This is a genomic window from Paenibacillus sp. sptzw28, from assembly GCF_019550795.1.
Lineage (GTDB): Bacteria > Bacillota > Bacilli > Paenibacillales > Paenibacillaceae > Paenibacillus_Z.
In genome coordinates, this window is sequence record NZ_CP080545.1 from 847,139 (window position 1) to 864,481 (window position 17,343).

General features: G+C 49.4%; 15 protein-coding genes. All 15 read left to right on the top strand.

Annotation, left to right across the window (positions count from 1 at the left end):
• Positions 1-129 precede the first annotated feature (129 nt).
• The 15 genes from rpoB to rpsC all read left to right on the top strand — a co-directional run bounded on the left by rpoB (position 130) and on the right by rpsC (position 17,343).
• The gene (gene rpoB, locus KZ483_RS03900) at positions 130-3,693 is read left to right on the top strand and encodes a DNA-directed RNA polymerase subunit beta (protein ID WP_220351450.1); all 3,564 of its coding nucleotides are present in this window, start codon (positions 130-132) and stop codon (positions 3,691-3,693) included.
• Between the two features lie 155 nt (positions 3,694-3,848).
• Positions 3,849-7,475 (top strand): DNA-directed RNA polymerase subunit beta', encoded by a 3,627-nt coding sequence (gene rpoC / locus KZ483_RS03905; RefSeq protein ID WP_258881528.1) that lies wholly within the window; start codon positions 3,849-3,851, stop codon positions 7,473-7,475.
• Positions 7,476-7,766: 291 nt separating this feature from the next.
• Positions 7,767-7,997, top strand: a complete 231-nt coding sequence (locus KZ483_RS03910) for a ribosomal L7Ae/L30e/S12e/Gadd45 family protein (protein WP_220351452.1) — start codon at positions 7,767-7,769, stop codon at positions 7,995-7,997.
• A 139-nt stretch (positions 7,998-8,136) separates the two neighbouring features.
• Positions 8,137-8,556, top strand: coding sequence for a 30S ribosomal protein S12 (rpsL, locus tag KZ483_RS03915; RefSeq protein ID WP_220351453.1), 420 nt, complete (start codon positions 8,137-8,139; stop codon positions 8,554-8,556).
• A 66-nt stretch (positions 8,557-8,622) separates the two neighbouring features.
• Positions 8,623-9,093 (top strand): 30S ribosomal protein S7, encoded by a 471-nt coding sequence (gene rpsG / locus KZ483_RS03920; protein WP_220351454.1) that lies wholly within the window; start codon positions 8,623-8,625, stop codon positions 9,091-9,093.
• Positions 9,094-9,122: 29 nt separating this feature from the next.
• On the top strand, positions 9,123-11,201 hold the full coding sequence (fusA, locus tag KZ483_RS03925) for an elongation factor G (protein ID WP_220351455.1): 2,079 nt from the start codon (positions 9,123-9,125) through the stop codon (positions 11,199-11,201).
• Positions 11,202-11,326: 125 nt separating this feature from the next.
• On the top strand, positions 11,327-12,517 hold the full coding sequence (tuf, locus tag KZ483_RS03930; RefSeq protein ID WP_220351456.1) for an elongation factor Tu: 1,191 nt from the start codon (positions 11,327-11,329) through the stop codon (positions 12,515-12,517).
• Between the two features lie 610 nt (positions 12,518-13,127).
• On the top strand, positions 13,128-13,436 hold the full coding sequence (gene rpsJ, locus KZ483_RS03935; protein WP_005544556.1) for a 30S ribosomal protein S10: 309 nt from the start codon (positions 13,128-13,130) through the stop codon (positions 13,434-13,436).
• Between the two features lie 40 nt (positions 13,437-13,476).
• A complete protein-coding gene (gene rplC, locus KZ483_RS03940; RefSeq protein WP_220351457.1) occupies positions 13,477-14,100 on the top strand; it encodes a 50S ribosomal protein L3 in 624 nt (207 codons plus the stop codon).
• 25 nt (positions 14,101-14,125) lie between these two features.
• Entirely contained in the window at positions 14,126-14,749 is a 624-nt protein-coding gene (gene rplD / locus KZ483_RS03945; protein ID WP_220351458.1) for a 50S ribosomal protein L4, read from the top strand.
• Positions 14,749-15,039, top strand: coding sequence for a 50S ribosomal protein L23 (rplW, locus tag KZ483_RS03950; protein WP_220351459.1), 291 nt, complete (start codon positions 14,749-14,751; stop codon positions 15,037-15,039). Before rplD ends, rplW begins: the two co-directional genes overlap by 1 nt.
• Before the next feature lie 68 nt (positions 15,040-15,107).
• Positions 15,108-15,938: a 50S ribosomal protein L2 gene (gene rplB, locus KZ483_RS03955; protein WP_220351460.1), complete on the top strand. Its 831-nt coding sequence runs from the start codon at positions 15,108-15,110 to the stop codon at positions 15,936-15,938.
• Positions 15,939-16,005: 67 nt separating this feature from the next.
• Positions 16,006-16,287, top strand: a complete 282-nt coding sequence (gene rpsS, locus KZ483_RS03960; protein WP_204822534.1) for a 30S ribosomal protein S19 — start codon at positions 16,006-16,008, stop codon at positions 16,285-16,287.
• 41 nt (positions 16,288-16,328) lie between these two features.
• Positions 16,329-16,664, top strand: a complete 336-nt coding sequence (gene rplV / locus KZ483_RS03965) for a 50S ribosomal protein L22 (protein WP_220351461.1) — start codon at positions 16,329-16,331, stop codon at positions 16,662-16,664.
• A 13-nt stretch (positions 16,665-16,677) separates the two neighbouring features.
• A complete protein-coding gene (gene rpsC / locus KZ483_RS03970) occupies positions 16,678-17,343 on the top strand; it encodes a 30S ribosomal protein S3 (protein ID WP_220351462.1) in 666 nt (221 codons plus the stop codon).

The following is a 17,343-nucleotide window of genomic DNA, read 5'->3' on the forward strand; positions in this document are numbered from 1 at the left end:
TGAATTGAACTATAAAAGGATCGCCTTCGAAGAATGTGGCGATTCGTTTATATTGGTTCGACCAGAACTAGCCCAAAGTGCATTCTGGTATTGACGATGTTATAAACGTTCACTTTCTGTGAAGCAGACATGAGGGGTGAGGTTAAGTTGGCAGGACAACTTGTTCAGTATGGTCGTCGCACTCGCAGAAGCTATGCTCGTATCCGTGAAGTGCTTGAAGTTCCGAACCTGATTGAAATCCAACAAAAATCGTACGAGAAATTTCTGGAGAAAGATTTGCTTGAGCTTTTCCAGGATATCTCGCCGATTCAGGATTTTACAGGTAATTTGATGCTAGAGTTCATCGATTATTCGCTCGGCGAGCCGAAATATTCCGTCGACGAATCGAAAGAACGCGACGTAACCTACGCAGCTCCGCTGCGAGTTAAAGTTCGGCTCATCAACAAGGAAACCGGCGAAGTGAAAGAGCAAGAAGTGTTCATGGGCGATTTTCCGCTGATGACCGACACAGGCACATTCATTATCAACGGCGCGGAACGGGTTATCGTCAGTCAATTGGTTCGCTCACCTAGCGTCTACTTTAGTACGAAAGTGGATAAGAACGGCAAGAAAACTTTTACGGCTACGGTGATTCCGAACCGCGGTGCTTGGCTGGAGCTTGAAACCGATGCGAAGGACATTATTTATGTGCGCATCGACCGCACTCGAAAAATACCGGTGACGGTACTTCTTCGCGCACTAGGCTTCGGCACTGACGCGGAAATCTTGGATTTGCTCGGTCATGACGAATATATTCGCAATACGCTTGATAAAGACAATACCGATTCGACCGAGAAAGCGCTCATCGAAATTTATGAACGTCTTCGTCCGGGCGAGCCGCCTACTCTCGATAATGCAAAGAGCTTGCTGGTAGCGCGTTTCTTCGATCCAAAGCGTTATGATCTCGCGAATGTGGGCCGCTACAAAATCAACAAGAAACTTCATATTAAAAACCGTCTTTTCAATCAACGCTTGGCCGAAACGCTGGTTGACCCGACTACCGGAGAAATTCTTGCGGAAACGGGTCAAATGATTGACCGCCGTTTGCTTGATGAGTTGATCCCGCATCTGGAGAAGAATGTTGGCTTCAAGACTTATCATGTGGCTAATGGCGTTCTGGATGCCGATAGTATTCCACTACAGACTATCAGCGTATTCTCTCCGCTTGACGATGGAAAAGTTATCAAGGTTATCGCCAATGGTTTGATCGATAAAGCTGTAAAACATATTACACCTGCAGATATCATCGCCTCCATCAACTACTTTATTGATCTGCTGCATGGTGTAGGAAGCACAGATGACATCGACCATCTCGGCAACCGCCGTTTGCGTTCGGTCGGTGAACTGCTGCAAAACCAATTCCGGATCGGTCTATCGCGGATGGAGCGTGTCGTTCGTGAAAGAATGTCGATTCAGGATGCCAATGCGATTACGCCTCAGGCGCTAATCAATATCCGGCCGGTAATTGCATCGATTAAGGAGTTTTTCGGTTCATCTCAGCTTTCCCAGTTTATGGACCAGACAAATCCGCTCGCGGAACTAACGCATAAACGCCGTTTGTCTGCACTCGGACCCGGCGGTTTGACACGTGAGCGCGCGGGCTTTGAAGTTCGCGACGTCCATAATTCACACTATGGCCGGATGTGTCCAATTGAGACTCCTGAGGGACCGAATATCGGGTTGATCAACTCACTGTCCAGCTTCGCACGGATTAACGAATACGGATTTATTGAAGCTCCGTACCGGTGGGTCGATCCAAAGACGGCAATCGTTACTGAGCAGATCGCGTATTTGACCGCTGATGAAGAAGACAATTATGTCATTGCGCAAGCGAATGCAAAGTTATCCGATGAGGGTAAATTCGCAGAGGATTCGGTTATCGTTCGTTATAACAAGCAGGCTGACAACATTCTCACCATGCCAAGCGAGCGCGTTGATTACATGGACGTTTCGCCGAAGCAGGTCGTTTCTGTAGCGACTGCGCTCATACCGTTCCTCGAGAACGATGACTCTAACCGTGCTCTTATGGGCTCGAACATGCAGCGGCAGGCCGTTCCGCTTCTTATCCCGAAATCACCGCTGGTCGGTACAGGGATGGAGCACAAATCGGCTAAAGATTCTGGTGTGTGTATCGTAGCAAAATACGACGGTGTCATTGAGCGTGTCTCGGCTAACGAGATTTGGCTGCGCCGGGTGGAAATGATTGACGGTAAGCCGGTAACCGGTGACCTTGTCAAGCAGAAGCTGCATAAATTCATGCGTTCCAACCAGGGGACTTGCATTAACCAACGGCCGCTTTGCCGTAAAGGGGATCAAGTTAAGAAGGGTGATATCCTGGCGGACGGACCATCCACCGAAATGGGCGAATTGGCCCTCGGACGTAACGTAGTTGTCGCGTTTATGACGTGGGAGGGCTATAACTACGAGGATGCAATCCTCCTCAGCGAGAAGCTTGTGAAAGAAGACGTGTACACCTCGATACACATTGAGGAATACGAGTCGGAAGCGCGCGATACGAAGCTTGGTCCGGAGGAAATCACCCGCGACATTCCGAATGTCGGGGAAGAAGCGCTTCGCAACCTTGATGAGCGTGGAATTATCCGGGTCGGCGCTGAAATTAGCGCTGGCGATATCCTGGTCGGTAAAGTAACGCCGAAAGGCGTTACGGAATTGACCGCAGAAGAAAGATTGCTGCATGCAATCTTCGGCGAGAAAGCTCGAGAAGTTCGTGATACCAGCTTGAGAGTGCCTCACGGTACAGACGGTATCGTGGTTGACGTTAAAGTATTTACCCGGGAAAACGGTGATGAACTGCCGCCAGGCGTTAATCAGCTTGTTCGCGCTTATATTGCCCAGAAACGGAAAATTTCCGAAGGGGACAAAATGGCTGGACGACATGGTAACAAAGGTGTTATCGCCCGTATTTTGCCTGAGGAAGATATGCCGTTCCTTCCGGATGGTACCCCGGTAGAGGTTGTTCTTAATCCACTGGGTGTTCCGTCGCGGATGAACATCGGGCAGGTGCTTGAAGTTCATCTTGGCATGGCCTGTAAGCGTCTTGGCATCCATGCGTCGACGCCGGTATTTGACGGTGCCCGTGAGGATGATGTGTTCAATACCATGGAAGAAGCCGGTATGCAGCGTAACGGTAAGACGATTCTGTATGACGGCCGCACAGGTGAATCGTTTGAACGCGAAGTTACCGTGGGCGTCATGTATATGATAAAACTTGCCCACATGGTTGACGACAAAATCCATGCCCGTTCTACCGGTCCTTACTCGCTCGTTACCCAGCAGCCGCTGGGTGGTAAAGCGCAGTTTGGCGGTCAGCGCTTCGGGGAGATGGAGGTTTGGGCACTCGAGGCTTATGGTGCAGCATATACGCTGCAAGAGATCCTGACAGTCAAATCCGATGATGTCGTCGGCCGTGTTAAAACTTATGAGTCGATCGTCAAAGGGGAGAATGTTCCCGAGCCGGGCGTACCGGAATCGTTTAAGGTCTTGATCAAAGAACTGCAGAGCTTGGGTATGGACGTTAAGATCCTGACCGAGAACGAAGAAGAAATCGAAATGAAAGAAATCGATGATGAGGATGACGGCGCCAGTGATAAGCTGAACCTGAACCTGGAAGGCGCCGAGGTAGGCGTCGAATAACGTCAAAGCACCGTAATCCCACTACTGTATTTGCATGCCGCACCGTCTTGAGTGACGGAACAAGCTCCGGTTGCCGTACAAGACGACAACCGGGCTTGCAACGGCCCATTGAAACTGCAAGATACAAGTGAACCATGACGAAGGAGGGTTGCTCCTTGTTGGACGTGAACAACTTCGAGTATATGAAGATTGGATTGGCATCTCCGGATAAAATCCGCTCGTGGTCCCGCGGAGAAGTTAAAAAGCCGGAAACGATCAATTACAGGACGCTTAAACCGGAAAAAGAAGGGCTGTTCTGCGAAAAGATCTTCGGGCCGACGAAGGATTGGGAGTGCCATTGCGGTAAATATAAACGCGTTCGTTACAAAGGCGTTGTTTGTGACCGCTGCGGCGTTGAAGTAACACGTGCTAAAGTTCGCCGTGAGCGGATGGGCCATATTGAACTGGCTGCTCCTGTTTCGCATATTTGGTATTTTAAAGGAATTCCAAGCCGAATGGGGCTTGCCCTTGATATGTCGCCTCGATCACTCGAGGAAATCATTTATTTTGCATCGTATGTCGTTACCGACCCAGGCGATACGCCGCTTGAGAAAAAGCAGCTGTTGTCCGAGAAGGAGTACCGCAGTTACCGCGAGAAATACGGCTACGGATTTCATGCAGGCATGGGTGCCGAAGCGGTTAAGAAGCTGCTTCAGGATATCGATGTGGACCGTGAGCTAGAGACGTTGAAAGAGGATCTGCGTACTGCCCAAGGGCAGCGCCGGAATCGCGCTATTAAACGACTTGAGGTCATTGAAGCGTTCCGTAACTCCGGTAATATGCCGGAATGGATGATTCTTGATGTGCTTCCGGTCATTCCGCCGGAGCTTCGCCCTATGGTTCAGCTGGACGGCGGACGTTTTGCGACGTCTGACCTTAACGATCTGTACCGTCGTGTCATTAACAGAAACAACCGTTTGAAGCGGCTTCTTGACTTGGGCGCACCCGATATTATCGTTCAGAACGAGAAGCGGATGCTCCAGGAAGCGGTTGATGCGCTTATTGATAACGGCCGCCGCGGCCGTCCGGTAACCGGACCCGGTAACCGTCCGCTTAAATCGCTCAGCCATATGCTCAAAGGTAAGCAGGGACGTTTCCGTCAAAACTTGCTCGGAAAACGTGTTGACTACTCCGGCCGTTCCGTTATCGTAGTCGGGCCTAGTCTGAAGATGTTCCAATGCGGATTGCCTAAGGAAATGGCTCTCGAGCTGTTTAAACCTTTCGTTATGAAAGAACTCGTCAATAAAGGGCTTGCGCATAACATTAAGAGCGCTAAGCGCAAAGTTGAACGGGTTAGCCCGGAAGTGTGGGATGTTCTCGAAGAGGTTATTAAGGAACACCCGGTTCTTCTCAACCGTGCGCCAACGCTTCACCGGCTTGGCATTCAAGCCTTCGAGCCAATTCTTGTTGAAGGCCGCGCCATCAAACTGCATCCGCTCGTATGTACCGCTTATAACGCGGACTTCGACGGTGACCAAATGGCCGTACACGTACCTTTGTCCGCCGAAGCGCAGGCTGAAGCTCGGTTGCTGATGCTTGCATCGGGTAACATTTTGAACCCTAAAGACGGCAAGCCGGTTGTTACGCCTTCGCAGGATATGGTTTTGGGCAGTTACTATTTAACTATGGATAATAAAGAAGCGAAAGGAAGCGGTTCGGTATTCGCTTCCGTGAATGAGGCGATTTCCGCCTATCAACGTGAAATCGTATCGCTGCACGCGCGTATCTTTATTCCGGTTAAAGTGTTGAACAAAACGATCTTTACCGAGGCGCAGCAAAAGTCGCTTATAGCAACGACTGTCGGTAAAGTTATCTTTAACGAAATTTTCCCGGAAACGTTCCCTTACATTAATGAACCTACTAAGGTTAATTTACTGCAAGGAACTCCCGACAAATATTTCGTATATGAGAAAGGTACGGACCTGCAGAAATTCATGCATGAAGTACCGCAAATGGGCGCTGTAGGTAAGGAATATCTCGGATTGATTATCGCCGAGTGCTTCCGTCAATACCACACGACCAAAACATCCGTTACGCTTGACCGTATCAAGCAGCTCGGCTTTACGTACTCGACCCGCGCCGGTATTACGATCGCGGTATCCGACGTTATCGTACCGGATGAGAAGAAGGAAATCTTAAGGGAATCGGAAGAGAAGGTCAAAGTCGTTTCCAATCAGTACCGCCGCGGTCTGATTACAAACGAAGAACGTTATGACCGGGTTATCGAGATTTGGAGTAAAACCAAAGATCAAATTACCGATATTCTCATGAAATCGATGGACCGTTATAACTCCATCATGCTCATGGTCGATTCCAAAGCAAGGGGTAATAAATCGCAGATCACCCAACTGGGCGGAATGCGCGGTCTGATGGCCAACCCATCCGGCCGTATTATCGAGTTGCCGATTAAATCGAACTTCCGTGAGGGTCTGACTGTCCTTGAGTACTTTATCTCGACTCACGGAGCGCGGAAAGGTCTTGCCGATACGGCGCTCCGTACCGCTGACTCCGGTTACCTGACCCGTCGTTTGGTCGACGTAGCGCAGGATGTCATAGTGCGTGAGGACGATTGCGGTACCGATAAAGGATTTACCGTCAGCAAGATTCAAGATGGTAAAGAAGTTATTGAGGATCTGTACGATCGTATCGAAGGACGTTACTCGTTCGAGACCGTTCGAAACCCATCCACAGGTGAGATTATTCTGCATCGCAACGAATTGATTGATTCCAACAAAGCGGAGGAAATTCTGAACGCAGGCGTTGAGAAGCTGCAAATTCGTTCGGTACTGAGCTGTCGCGCTCGCCACGGGGTATGTAAAATTTGTTACGGCCGTAATTTGGCGACCGGTAAATTCGTTGAGATCGGCGAAGCGGTCGGTATTATCGCCGCACAATCCATTGGTGAGCCTGGAACGCAGCTTACCATGCGTACGTTCCATACCGGCGGTGTTGCCGGTGATGACATTACACAAGGTTTGCCGCGTATTCAAGAGCTCTTCGAAGCGCGTAACCCGAAAGGGCAAGCGATCATCTCCGAACTCGACGGTGTCATCAAAGACATCCGGGAAACGAAGGATCGCCGTGAAATCGAAGTCCAGGGCGAGGCAGAATCGAAAGTATATGCCGTTACCTACGGTTCTCGTATCCGTGTAGCGAAGGGTCAGCAGATTGAAGCGGGCGATGAACTGACGGACGGTTCAATCGATCCTAAGGATATGCTGCGCATCAAAGGAATCCGCGGCGTGCAGAACTACATTTTGCAAGAAGTTCAGCGCGTTTACCGGAACCAGGGCGTAGAAATCAACGATAAGCACGTTGAAGTAATGATTAAACAGATGCTGCGTAAAATCCGCATCGTTGATGCCGGAGAGACGGCGCTGCTGCCGGGTGCGTTCGTTGATATCCACGAATACGAAGCAGCTAACCGCGAGGCGCTCCTTGCAGGTAAAGAGCCGGCTGTTGCTAAACCGGTTCTGCTCGGAATTACAAAAGCATCGCTCGAAACCGACTCCTTCTTGTCGGCGGCGTCTTTCCAAGAAACGACACGCGTTCTCACGGATGCGGCGATCAAAGGGAAAGTCGATCAGCTTCTCGGCTTGAAAGAGAACGTTATTATCGGTAAGCTAATCCCAGCCGGCACGGGAATGCAGCGCTATCGCGGCATCCGCCTGAAAGGCTATGAGGATGAAGTGGAAACGATCGAAGAACAGCTTGAAGTTGAGACTGTCCCTGTTGAGTCATAATTTAGGGCAGCGTCAGTAACTTCATACCTGCATGCAGCGAAGAGCGAATTGTGGCATGGCCGTATTAATGAGAAATACGGCTCAACCCTTCGCTCTTTGCTCTGTCATGCATTTGAAATTTTATAAATTAAAACTTAATAAAACTATACTTCTAATTGCTTGACACAACGCTTAGCAAAGTGCTACTATATCGAAGTGTGCCTACTTGCATAACCCTGCATTTGAACCAAACAGAACTTAATATCTCTTCATAAGATAGAGTTTTCGTTTGGCTTGAAAGGATGGGATTACATGCAATTTATTATCGGCAGTAAACAGACGACAAAAATGGTGGAGCTGGGCAAAGCCATCCGAGTCTATGTTGCTCAAGATACAGATCCGCGTATGAAAGACAACATTGTTCGACTTTGTACATCAGCGGGAGTGCCAATCACCTGGGTAGATACGATGCAAGGCCTCGGGGAAACCTGCGGCATTGAAGTCGGCGCTGCAATGGCGGCGGTAGTACAGGAAACCAAATAAGGAAATATCGTTTTTGCCTAAGGAAGACACGGGCAGAAACTTTCGTTTGTTTCTTTATGAACCGCCTGGATCTGTGGGCTTAGAATGAGCCGCGTCACGATTTTCTTTATGTCATTAATTAGGGGAAGGGGGTGGCAGCATGCCAACAATTAATCAGCTAGTTCGTAAGGGCCGTGAAGCGAAAGTCGTTAAATCGAAATCGCCGGCGCTGCAAAGAGGATTCAATGCACTGAAACGTGAAGAAACAAACCAAAGCGCGCCTCAAAAACGCGGGGTTTGCACACGTGTAGGTACTATGACGCCGAAGAAACCGAACTCCGCATTGCGGAAATATGCGCGTGTACGTTTGACTAACCGCGTAGAGGTTACTGCATACATCGGCGGTATCGGTCACAATCTGCAGGAGCACAGCGTTGTATTGGTTCGTGGCGGTCGGGTTAAAGATCTACCGGGCGTACGTTACCACATCGTTCGCGGTGCGCTTGATACTGCAGGCGTGAACAACCGTAAACAAGCTCGTTCCAAATACGGAACGAAGCGCGCAAAAGTGAAAAAATAAGCATAACCGCATAAGGTTATCATTCCGCTAACCCATGTGAATACTTGAAGAAAGGGGGATCTCCTCATGCCACGCAAAGGTCCTGTCGCCAAGCGCGACGTACTGCCGGATCCGCTGTACAACAGCAAACTCGTAACACGTCTGATCAACCGTATTATGCAAGATGGTAAACGAGGTGTTGCTCAAACAATTCTGTATGATGCATTCACCCTTATCAACGACCGTACGGGTAAAGAACCGATGGAAGTGTTCGAAGCAGCTATCAAAAATATCATGCCAGTTCTTGAAGTTAAAGCCCGCCGTGTCGGTGGTTCAAACTATCAAGTGCCGGTAGAAGTGAAACCAGAGCGCCGCACATCGCTTGGTCTCCGTTGGCTCGTGAACTACTCGCGTAACCGCGGTGAAAAGACGATGGAAGAGCGTCTGGCTGCTGAAATCATCGATGCATCCAACAACACCGGTGCATCTGTGAAGAAGCGCGAAGACACGCACAAAATGGCAGAAGCGAACAAAGCATTCGCTCACTACCGTTGGTAGGATTCGCATAATCGAAAGGAGACGAAATCATGGCAAGAGAGTTCTCCTTGAAAAATACGCGTAATATCGGGATTATGGCGCATATTGACGCAGGTAAAACAACCACTACGGAGCGGATTCTGTTCTATACAGGCCGTACCCACAAAATCGGCGAGGTGCACGAAGGTGCTGCGACGATGGACTGGATGGAGCAAGAACAAGAGCGCGGAATTACGATTACTTCCGCAGCAACCACTGCTCAATGGAATGGTCACCGCATCAATATTATCGACACCCCGGGTCACGTTGACTTCACAGTTGAAGTCGAACGCTCCCTGCGCGTATTGGACGGGGCCGTTGGGGTTTTCAGTGCTAAAGAAGGCGTAGAGCCGCAATCCGAGACGGTATGGCGTCAAGCAGACCGTTACGGCGTTCCGCGGATCGCATACGTTAACAAAATGGATATCATCGGCGCGGACTTCCTGAATGTTGTCAAAGACATGCGCGAACGTCTTCAAGCCAATGCTGTAGCAATTCAACTGCCGATCGGAGCAGAGAACGATTTTGTAGGCGTTATCGACATTGTTGAACGAGTCGCATACAAGTACAAAGACGATCTCGGCAAAGAACCGGAAAAAGTTGATATTCCGGCTGAATACAAAGACCAGGTTGAAGAGCTGCGTCTGGAATTGGTTGAGAAAGTCGCTGAGCTGGACGAAGAGCTGACCATGAAGTATCTGGAAGGTGAAGAAATCACAATTCCGGAACTGAAAGCGGCACTGCGCAAAGGTGTTTGCGAAGTTAAAATCTATCCGGTCATATGCGGTTCTTCTTATCGCAATAAAGGCGTTCAGCTGATGCTTGATGCAGTTGTCGATTACCTGCCTGCGCCAATCGATGTACCAGATATTAAGGGTACACTTGAAGACGGTTCGGAAACGACGCGCAAATCGTCCGACGATCAGCCGTTTGCAGCGCTTGCGTTCAAAATCATGACGGACCCGTTTGTCGGTAAGCTGACATTCTTCCGCGTATACTCCGGTATTCTTAACTCCGGATCTTACGTTGTAAATGCAACCAAAGGCAAACGTGAACGGATCGGCCGTATCCTTCAGATGCATGCAAACAGCCGTCAAGAGATCAGTGAAGTTTATGCTGGTGATATTGCAGCTGCCGTAGGTCTGAAAGACACGACGACCGGGGATACGCTCTGTGACGAGAAACATCCGGTTATCCTTGAGTCGATGAACTTCCCGGAGCCGGTTATACAGCTTGCTGTTGAACCGAAAACGAAAGCGGACCAAGACAAGATGGGTATCGCGCTTCAAAAACTGTCTGAGGAAGATCCGACGTTCCGTGCGCACACGGACGAAGAGACCGGCCAAACCATCATTGCGGGTATGGGTGAGCTTCACTTGGAGATCCTCGTAGACCGTATGCTTCGCGAGTTCAAGGTCGAAACCAACGTCGGTAAGCCGCAAGTTGCTTATCGCGAGACGTTCCGTACTCCTGCAAAGGTCGAAGGCAAGTTCGTTCGCCAATCCGGCGGTCGCGGTCAATACGGTCATTGTTGGGTTGAGTTTGCACCTCAAGAAGCAGGCGTCGGCTTTACCTTCGAGAACAAAGTCGTCGGCGGTGCGATTCCGCGTGAATACATCGGTCCAATACAGGCTGGTATCGAAGAATCGATGAAGAACGGCGTTTTGGCGGGTTTCCCGCTTGTTGATATCAAAGCAACCGTTGTAGACGGATCGTACCATGATGTCGACTCCTCGGAGATGGCGTTCAAAATCGCTGGCTCGATGGCGCTTAAAGCAGCCAAGGACAAATGTAACCCTGTTCTGCTTGAGCCAATCATGAAAGTTGAAGTAAGCGTTCCTGAGGAGTACATGGGAGACGTAATGGGTATGCTCAGCTCCCGTCGGGGCCGCATCGAAGCTTCGGATACACGCCACGGCGCGTTGATCATCCGTGCGAAGGTGCCTCTGGCTGAGATGTTCGGATACTCCACGACGCTTCGTTCCGGTACACAAGGCCGCGGTGTCTTCTCCATGGAGCTCTCGCACTATGAAGAAGTACCGAAGTCGATCTCGGAAGAGATCATCTCCAAGTCCAAAGGCGCATCCTAGTAATCGCGCTTCACACAACTTAAGTGTTATAAGTTGTACTTTGGCCGAATGACTGCTAGCCAAAGCGGCTAGTTCATATCGGCCGATCACATATAAATTTTCTTATATTAAGGAGGAAGAGTTCAATGGCTAAGGCTAAATTTGAACGTAATAAACCGCACGTTAATATCGGTACAATCGGTCACGTCGACCATGGTAAAACAACGTTGACAGCAGCCATCACGACGGTTCTTTCCAAAAAATATGGCGGTGCAGCAGTTGCATTCGACCAGATCGACAAAGCTCCGGAAGAGCGCGAGCGCGGTATTACGATCTCGACAGCTCACGTTGAGTATGAGACGCCTAACCGTCACTACGCTCACGTTGACTGCCCAGGTCACGCCGACTATGTTAAGAACATGATCACGGGTGCAGCTCAAATGGACGGCGCAATCCTCGTCGTTTCCGCTTCTGACGGCCCTATGCCGCAAACGCGCGAGCACATCCTGCTCTCCCGCCAAGTAGGCGTACCTTACATTGTCGTATTCCTGAACAAATGCGATATGGTTGAAGACGAAGAATTGCTTGAACTCGTTGAAATGGAAGTTCGCGACCTGCTCAACGAATATGAGTTCCCAGGCGATGATACTCCAATCATCCGCGGCGCAGCTCGTGAAGCTCTTGCAAATCCGGACGGCCCTTGGGCTGACAAGATTATCGAACTGTTCGATCAAGTTGACACGTATATCCCTACTCCTGAGCGTGACGTTTCGAAACCGTTCCTTATGCCGGTTGAGGACGTGTTCACGATCACTGGCCGCGGTACAGTTGCTACCGGCCGTGTAGAGCGTGGCGTTGTTAAAGTATCCGACGAGGTCGAAATCATCGGTCTTGCTGAAGAAAACCGTAAATGCGTAGTAACAGGCGTTGAGATGTTCCGCAAATTGCTTGATTCCGCTCAAGCCGGCGACAACATCGGCGCACTGCTTCGCGGTGTTGAGCGTAAAGACATCGAGCGTGGGCAAGTTCTGGCGAAGCCGGGTTCGGTTAAACCGCACACGAACTTCACCGCTCAAATCTACGTACTGACTAAAGAAGAGGGCGGACGTCACAAGCCTTTCTTCACAGGATACCGCCCGCAGTTCTACTTCCGTACAACGGACGTAACTGGCATCATCAACCTGCCAGAAGGTACGGAAATGGTTATGCCTGGCGACAACATCACAGTTACGGTTGAGCTGATCGCTCCAATCGCAATCGAAGAAGGCACTCGCTTCTCTATCCGCGAAGGCGGACGTACTGTAGGCGCTGGCGCCGTTGCAACGATCCAAAAATAATGCAGTGCGGCAATAGCCGCGCTGATATACGAATAACCCCTCACTCCGGTGAGGGGTTTTTGTTGAATAGGGAAGTTAAACCAATAACGAGTTTACAATTCTTAATTTGAAAAAGGTATGCACTGGCTAGCACGTTTTAAGTAAGCCTTCGACTAACTAAATTAATATTGTTAAGTAACTGAAAGCTGTCCGGCTTATAGCATCGCTTCTATCTCTTCTCCAGGAGTGAGCTTTAAGATGGTGTTGTAACTAGAATGTGAAAGCGTAGCAGAGCAACAAATGAGCCGGAGAGTTTACGTGCCGCCTTTGGAATCGTGTTGCCACAATGAATTATGTATATATGAAGCAACATGATTCCGGGCAGCGGCCGCAGGCCATTTATTGCGTCGCGAAGCGGCCCTCATTCTGCACATTTAACAATCTTAAAGCGAACCTAATATTTTTCTTGCATTCATTTGCCCATTCCGCTATAATAGTGAACGTTGGTCTGTGACGTTGCGATGATGCGAGAGGTTGCCGACACACCCGGCTCCTTTGCCATGAGGAGCGTGTCGGGTTTTCTTGTGGAGTATGTCCGATACTAAATTGGGCGATAGAAGGAGGGACTTATATGGCAAAGCAAAAGATTCGTATACGCTTGAAAGCGTACGATCACAGAATTCTTGACCAGTCCGCAGAGAAAATCGTGGAGACTGCGAAACGTTCCGGTGCAGGCGTTTCTGGGCCGATTCCGCTTCCTACAGAGAAGCAAATCATCACCATTCTGCGTGCGGTACACAAGTACAAGGATTCCAGGGAGCAATTCGAAATGCGCACTCATAAGCGTCTGATCGATATTGTAAACCCAACGCCGCAAACGGTCGATGCATTGATGCGCTTAGATCTGCCATCCGGTGTCGATATTGAAATCAAATTGTAATCAAGCATAACGGAAACATGAAAGGAAAAGAGGTGTCAACATGAAAGGTATCTTAGGTAAAAAACTTGGAATGACTCAAGTGTTTACTGCTGAAGGTAACGTTGTACCGGTTACGGTCATCGAAGCAGGCCCTTGTGTTGTTCTGCAGAAGAAAGACCAAGCTAACGACGGCTACGAAGCAGTCCAGATTGGTTTTTCCGATAAGAAAGAAAAAAGAGCAACGAAGCCAGAAATCGGCCATGCAAAAAAAGCCGATACGGCTCCTAAGCGCTACGTTCGTGAATTTCGCGGTATTAACATCGGCGAATATGAAGTTGGCCAGCAATTGAAAGCTGACTTGTTCGCAGAAGGCGAATTTGTTGACGTAACGGGCATTTCCAAAGGTAAAGGCTTCCAAGGCGTTATTAAACGTTGGGGTCAAAGCCGCGGTCCGATGGCGCACGGTTCCCGTTATCATCGCGGACCAGGTTCGATGGGTTCTATCCAAGCGAACCGAGTTCCGAAGGGCAAACGTCTTCCAGGCCACATGGGTAACGAAACGATCACGATTCAGAATCTTGAAATCGTACGTGTCGATGCAGAGCGTAACGTATTGCTCGTTAAAGGCTCTATTCCAGGTCCTAAAAATAGCTTCGTTAAAGTTAAAACAACGGTGAAGAAATAATCGTTAAAGAAAGGAGGAACACGAAATGCCTAAAGTAGCACTTTTTAGCGTGAACGGCTCGCAAGTAGGTGAAGTTGAATTGTCAGAGACGATCTTCGGAATTCAACCTAACGTTCATGTATTGCACAGCGCGGTTCTTCTGCAGCAAGCTGCAGAACGCAGAGGTACGCATAAAACAAAAGGTCGCTCCGAAGTACGCGGCGGCGGTCGTAAGCCTTGGAAACAAAAAGGAACGGGTCGTGCACGTCAAGGTAGCATCCGCTCCCCGCAATGGGTTGGCGGCGGTACGGTCTTTGGGCCGACACCTCGCAGCTACGGCTTCAAACTGCCGAAGAAAGTTCGCCGTCTGGCGATTAAATCGGCATTGTCTTCGAAAGTGATCGACAACGATATTATCGTTCTGGATCAATTGGCGTTCGCGCAGCCGAAGACCAAAGAATTCACGGCCATCCTTAATAACCTGAAGGTTGCTCGCAAAGCACTTGTTGTAACGGCGAATTATGAAGATAACGTTGCGTTGTCCGCACGTAATATCCCGGGAATCAAGTTTGTCGCAGCTGACGGCATTAATGTTCTGGACGTCATGGTACATGACAAGCTTATTATAACCAAAGAAGCGGTTGAGAAAGTACAGGAGGTGCTTGCGTAATGAAAAATCCACGCGATATTATCAAGCGCCCGATCATTACGGAACAAACTAGCGACTTCATGGCTAACAAACGTTATGTTTTTGAAGTTGATATTCGTGCGAATAAAACGGAAATCAAGGACGCTATTCAGCAAATCTTCAAAGTGAAGGTGACGAGCGTCAATACGCTGCGTATGCCGGCCAAACCGAAACGTTACGGCCGTCACAGCGGTTACACTTCCGAGTGGAAAAAGGCGATCGTACAGTTGAGCGCCGACAGTAATGAACTTGAATTTTTCGAAACGGTTTAAGACAGCGAGGGTTTAAACACTCTAACTGCCAATAAAACCGTCAGATAAAGGTTAAGGAGGGAATCGAAGTGCCAGTCAAGAAGTATAAACCGACATCTCCGGCTCGTCGTGGTATGTCCGTATCGACATTCGAAGAAATCACGACAAACCAACCAGAGAAATCGCTTCTTGCGCCGCTTTTCAAAAAAGCCGGTCGCAATAATCAAGGCAAAATTACGGTTCGTCATCACGGTGGCGGCCATAAACGTAAATACCGGATTATCGACTTTAAACGGAACAAGGATGGAATCGTTGGTAATGTAGCAACGATCGAGTATGATCCGAACCGTACGTCGAACATCGCACTTATCCACTATGTGGACGGCGAGAAACGGTACATTATTGCTCCAAAAGGTCTGAAAGTTGGCGCGCAAATCGTATCAGGCGTCGGTGCAGACATTAAAATCGGCAACTCTTTGCCGCTTGAGAACATTCCGGTAGGTACAGTTATCCACAACATCGAGATGAAACCCGGAAAAGGCGGACAGTTGGTTCGCGCAGCAGGCACTGAAGCTCAGCTTCTCGGTAAGGAAGACAACTATGCGGTAATCCGCTTGTCGTCCGGCGAAGTTCGCCGCATTCTGAAAACTTGCCGCGCTACAATCGGTTCTGTTGGCAACGAGGATCACGAGCTCGTGAAAATCGGAAAAGCCGGCCGTTCCCGCTGGCTTGGCAAACGTCCTGAAGTTCGCGGCGTCGTTATGAACCCGAACGATCACCCGCACGGTGGTGGTGAAGGCCGCGCGCCAATCGGACGTAAATCGCCGATGTCGCCATGGGGTAAGCCGACACTTGGTTTCAAAACCCGCAAGAAGAAAAAAGCATCGAGCCAATACATTATTCGTCGTCGTACGAAGTAATAGGTGCATGAGCGCCGCCGCGTGACGCACAGCGTCACGCAATGCTAGCGTGAAGGGAGGATCATCCATGGGTCGCAGTTTGAAGAAGGGTCCGTTTATTGACGGCTACCTACTGAAAAAAGTTGAAGTTCTCAACGAGTCGAACAAAAAAGTGGTTGTAAAAACCTGGTCTCGCCGTTCAACAATTTTCCCGCAATTCATCGGTCACACGTTCGCTGTTTATGACGGTCGCAAACACGTACCGGTTTATGTAACGGAAGATATGGTTGGCCACAAGCTCGGTGAATTCGCACCGACGCGTTCTTACAAAGGTCACGGTGATGACGACAAGAAAACAGGCCGTCGTTAATCGGCAAACATAGTCTCAAATGAACGAGAGGAGGTTCATCCATGCAAGAAGCTAAAGCGAGCGCTAACCACGTCCGCATTGCACCTCGCAAAGCGCAGCTGGTTGTGGATTTGATTCGCGGTAAGCAAGTTGGCGAAGCAATTGCGATTCTGCGTCACACGCCGAAATCCGCTTCCCCGATTGTGGAAAAGCTGCTTAATTCCGCTATCGCAAATGCGGAACATAACTATCAGCTTGATGTGAACAAGCTGGTTGTTTCTCAGGTTTTCGTAAACCAAGGACCAACAATGAAGCGTTTCCGTCCGCGCGCAATGGGCCGCGCTAGCCGGATCAATAAAAGAACGAGCCACATCACTTTGGTGGTAACTGAAAAATAAGGAGGGACAACGTGTGGGACAAAAGGTAAATCCGGTTGGTCTACGTATCGGTATTATCCGTGATTGGGAATCCAAATGGTACGCAGGCAAGGACTTCGGCGATTTGCTCATGGAAGACGTTAGAATCCGTGAGTACCTCAAGAACAAATTGAAAGACGCGGCTGTATCCCGCTTTGAAATCGAGCGCGCAGCAAACCGCGTTAACGTTACAATTTATACAGCAAAGCCCGGAATGGTAATTGGTAAAGGCGGTTCCGAGGTTGAAAACTTGCGTTCGGAAATTGCGAAAATTTCCAAGGGCAAAAAGGTACACATTAACATCTCTGAAATTAAAAATCCGGAGCTTGACGCGATTTTAGTTGCTGAAAGCATCGCGCAGCAGCTTGAGCGGCGCATTTCGTTCCGTCGTGCAATGAAACAATCGATTCAACGCACAATTCGTTCCGGAGCAAAAGGTATTAAAACATCGGTCAGCGGACGTTTGGGCGGTGCAGAGATTGCTCGTACGGAAGGTTACAGCGAAGGTACAGTTCCGCTTCATACACTTCGTGCCGATATTGATTACGGTACAGCTGAAGCACATACGACTTATGGCCGAATCGGCGTAAAAGTATGGATCTACCGCGGCGAAATCCTTCCGACGAAGAAGAAAGCTGCTCCCCAGGAAGGAGGCAACTAA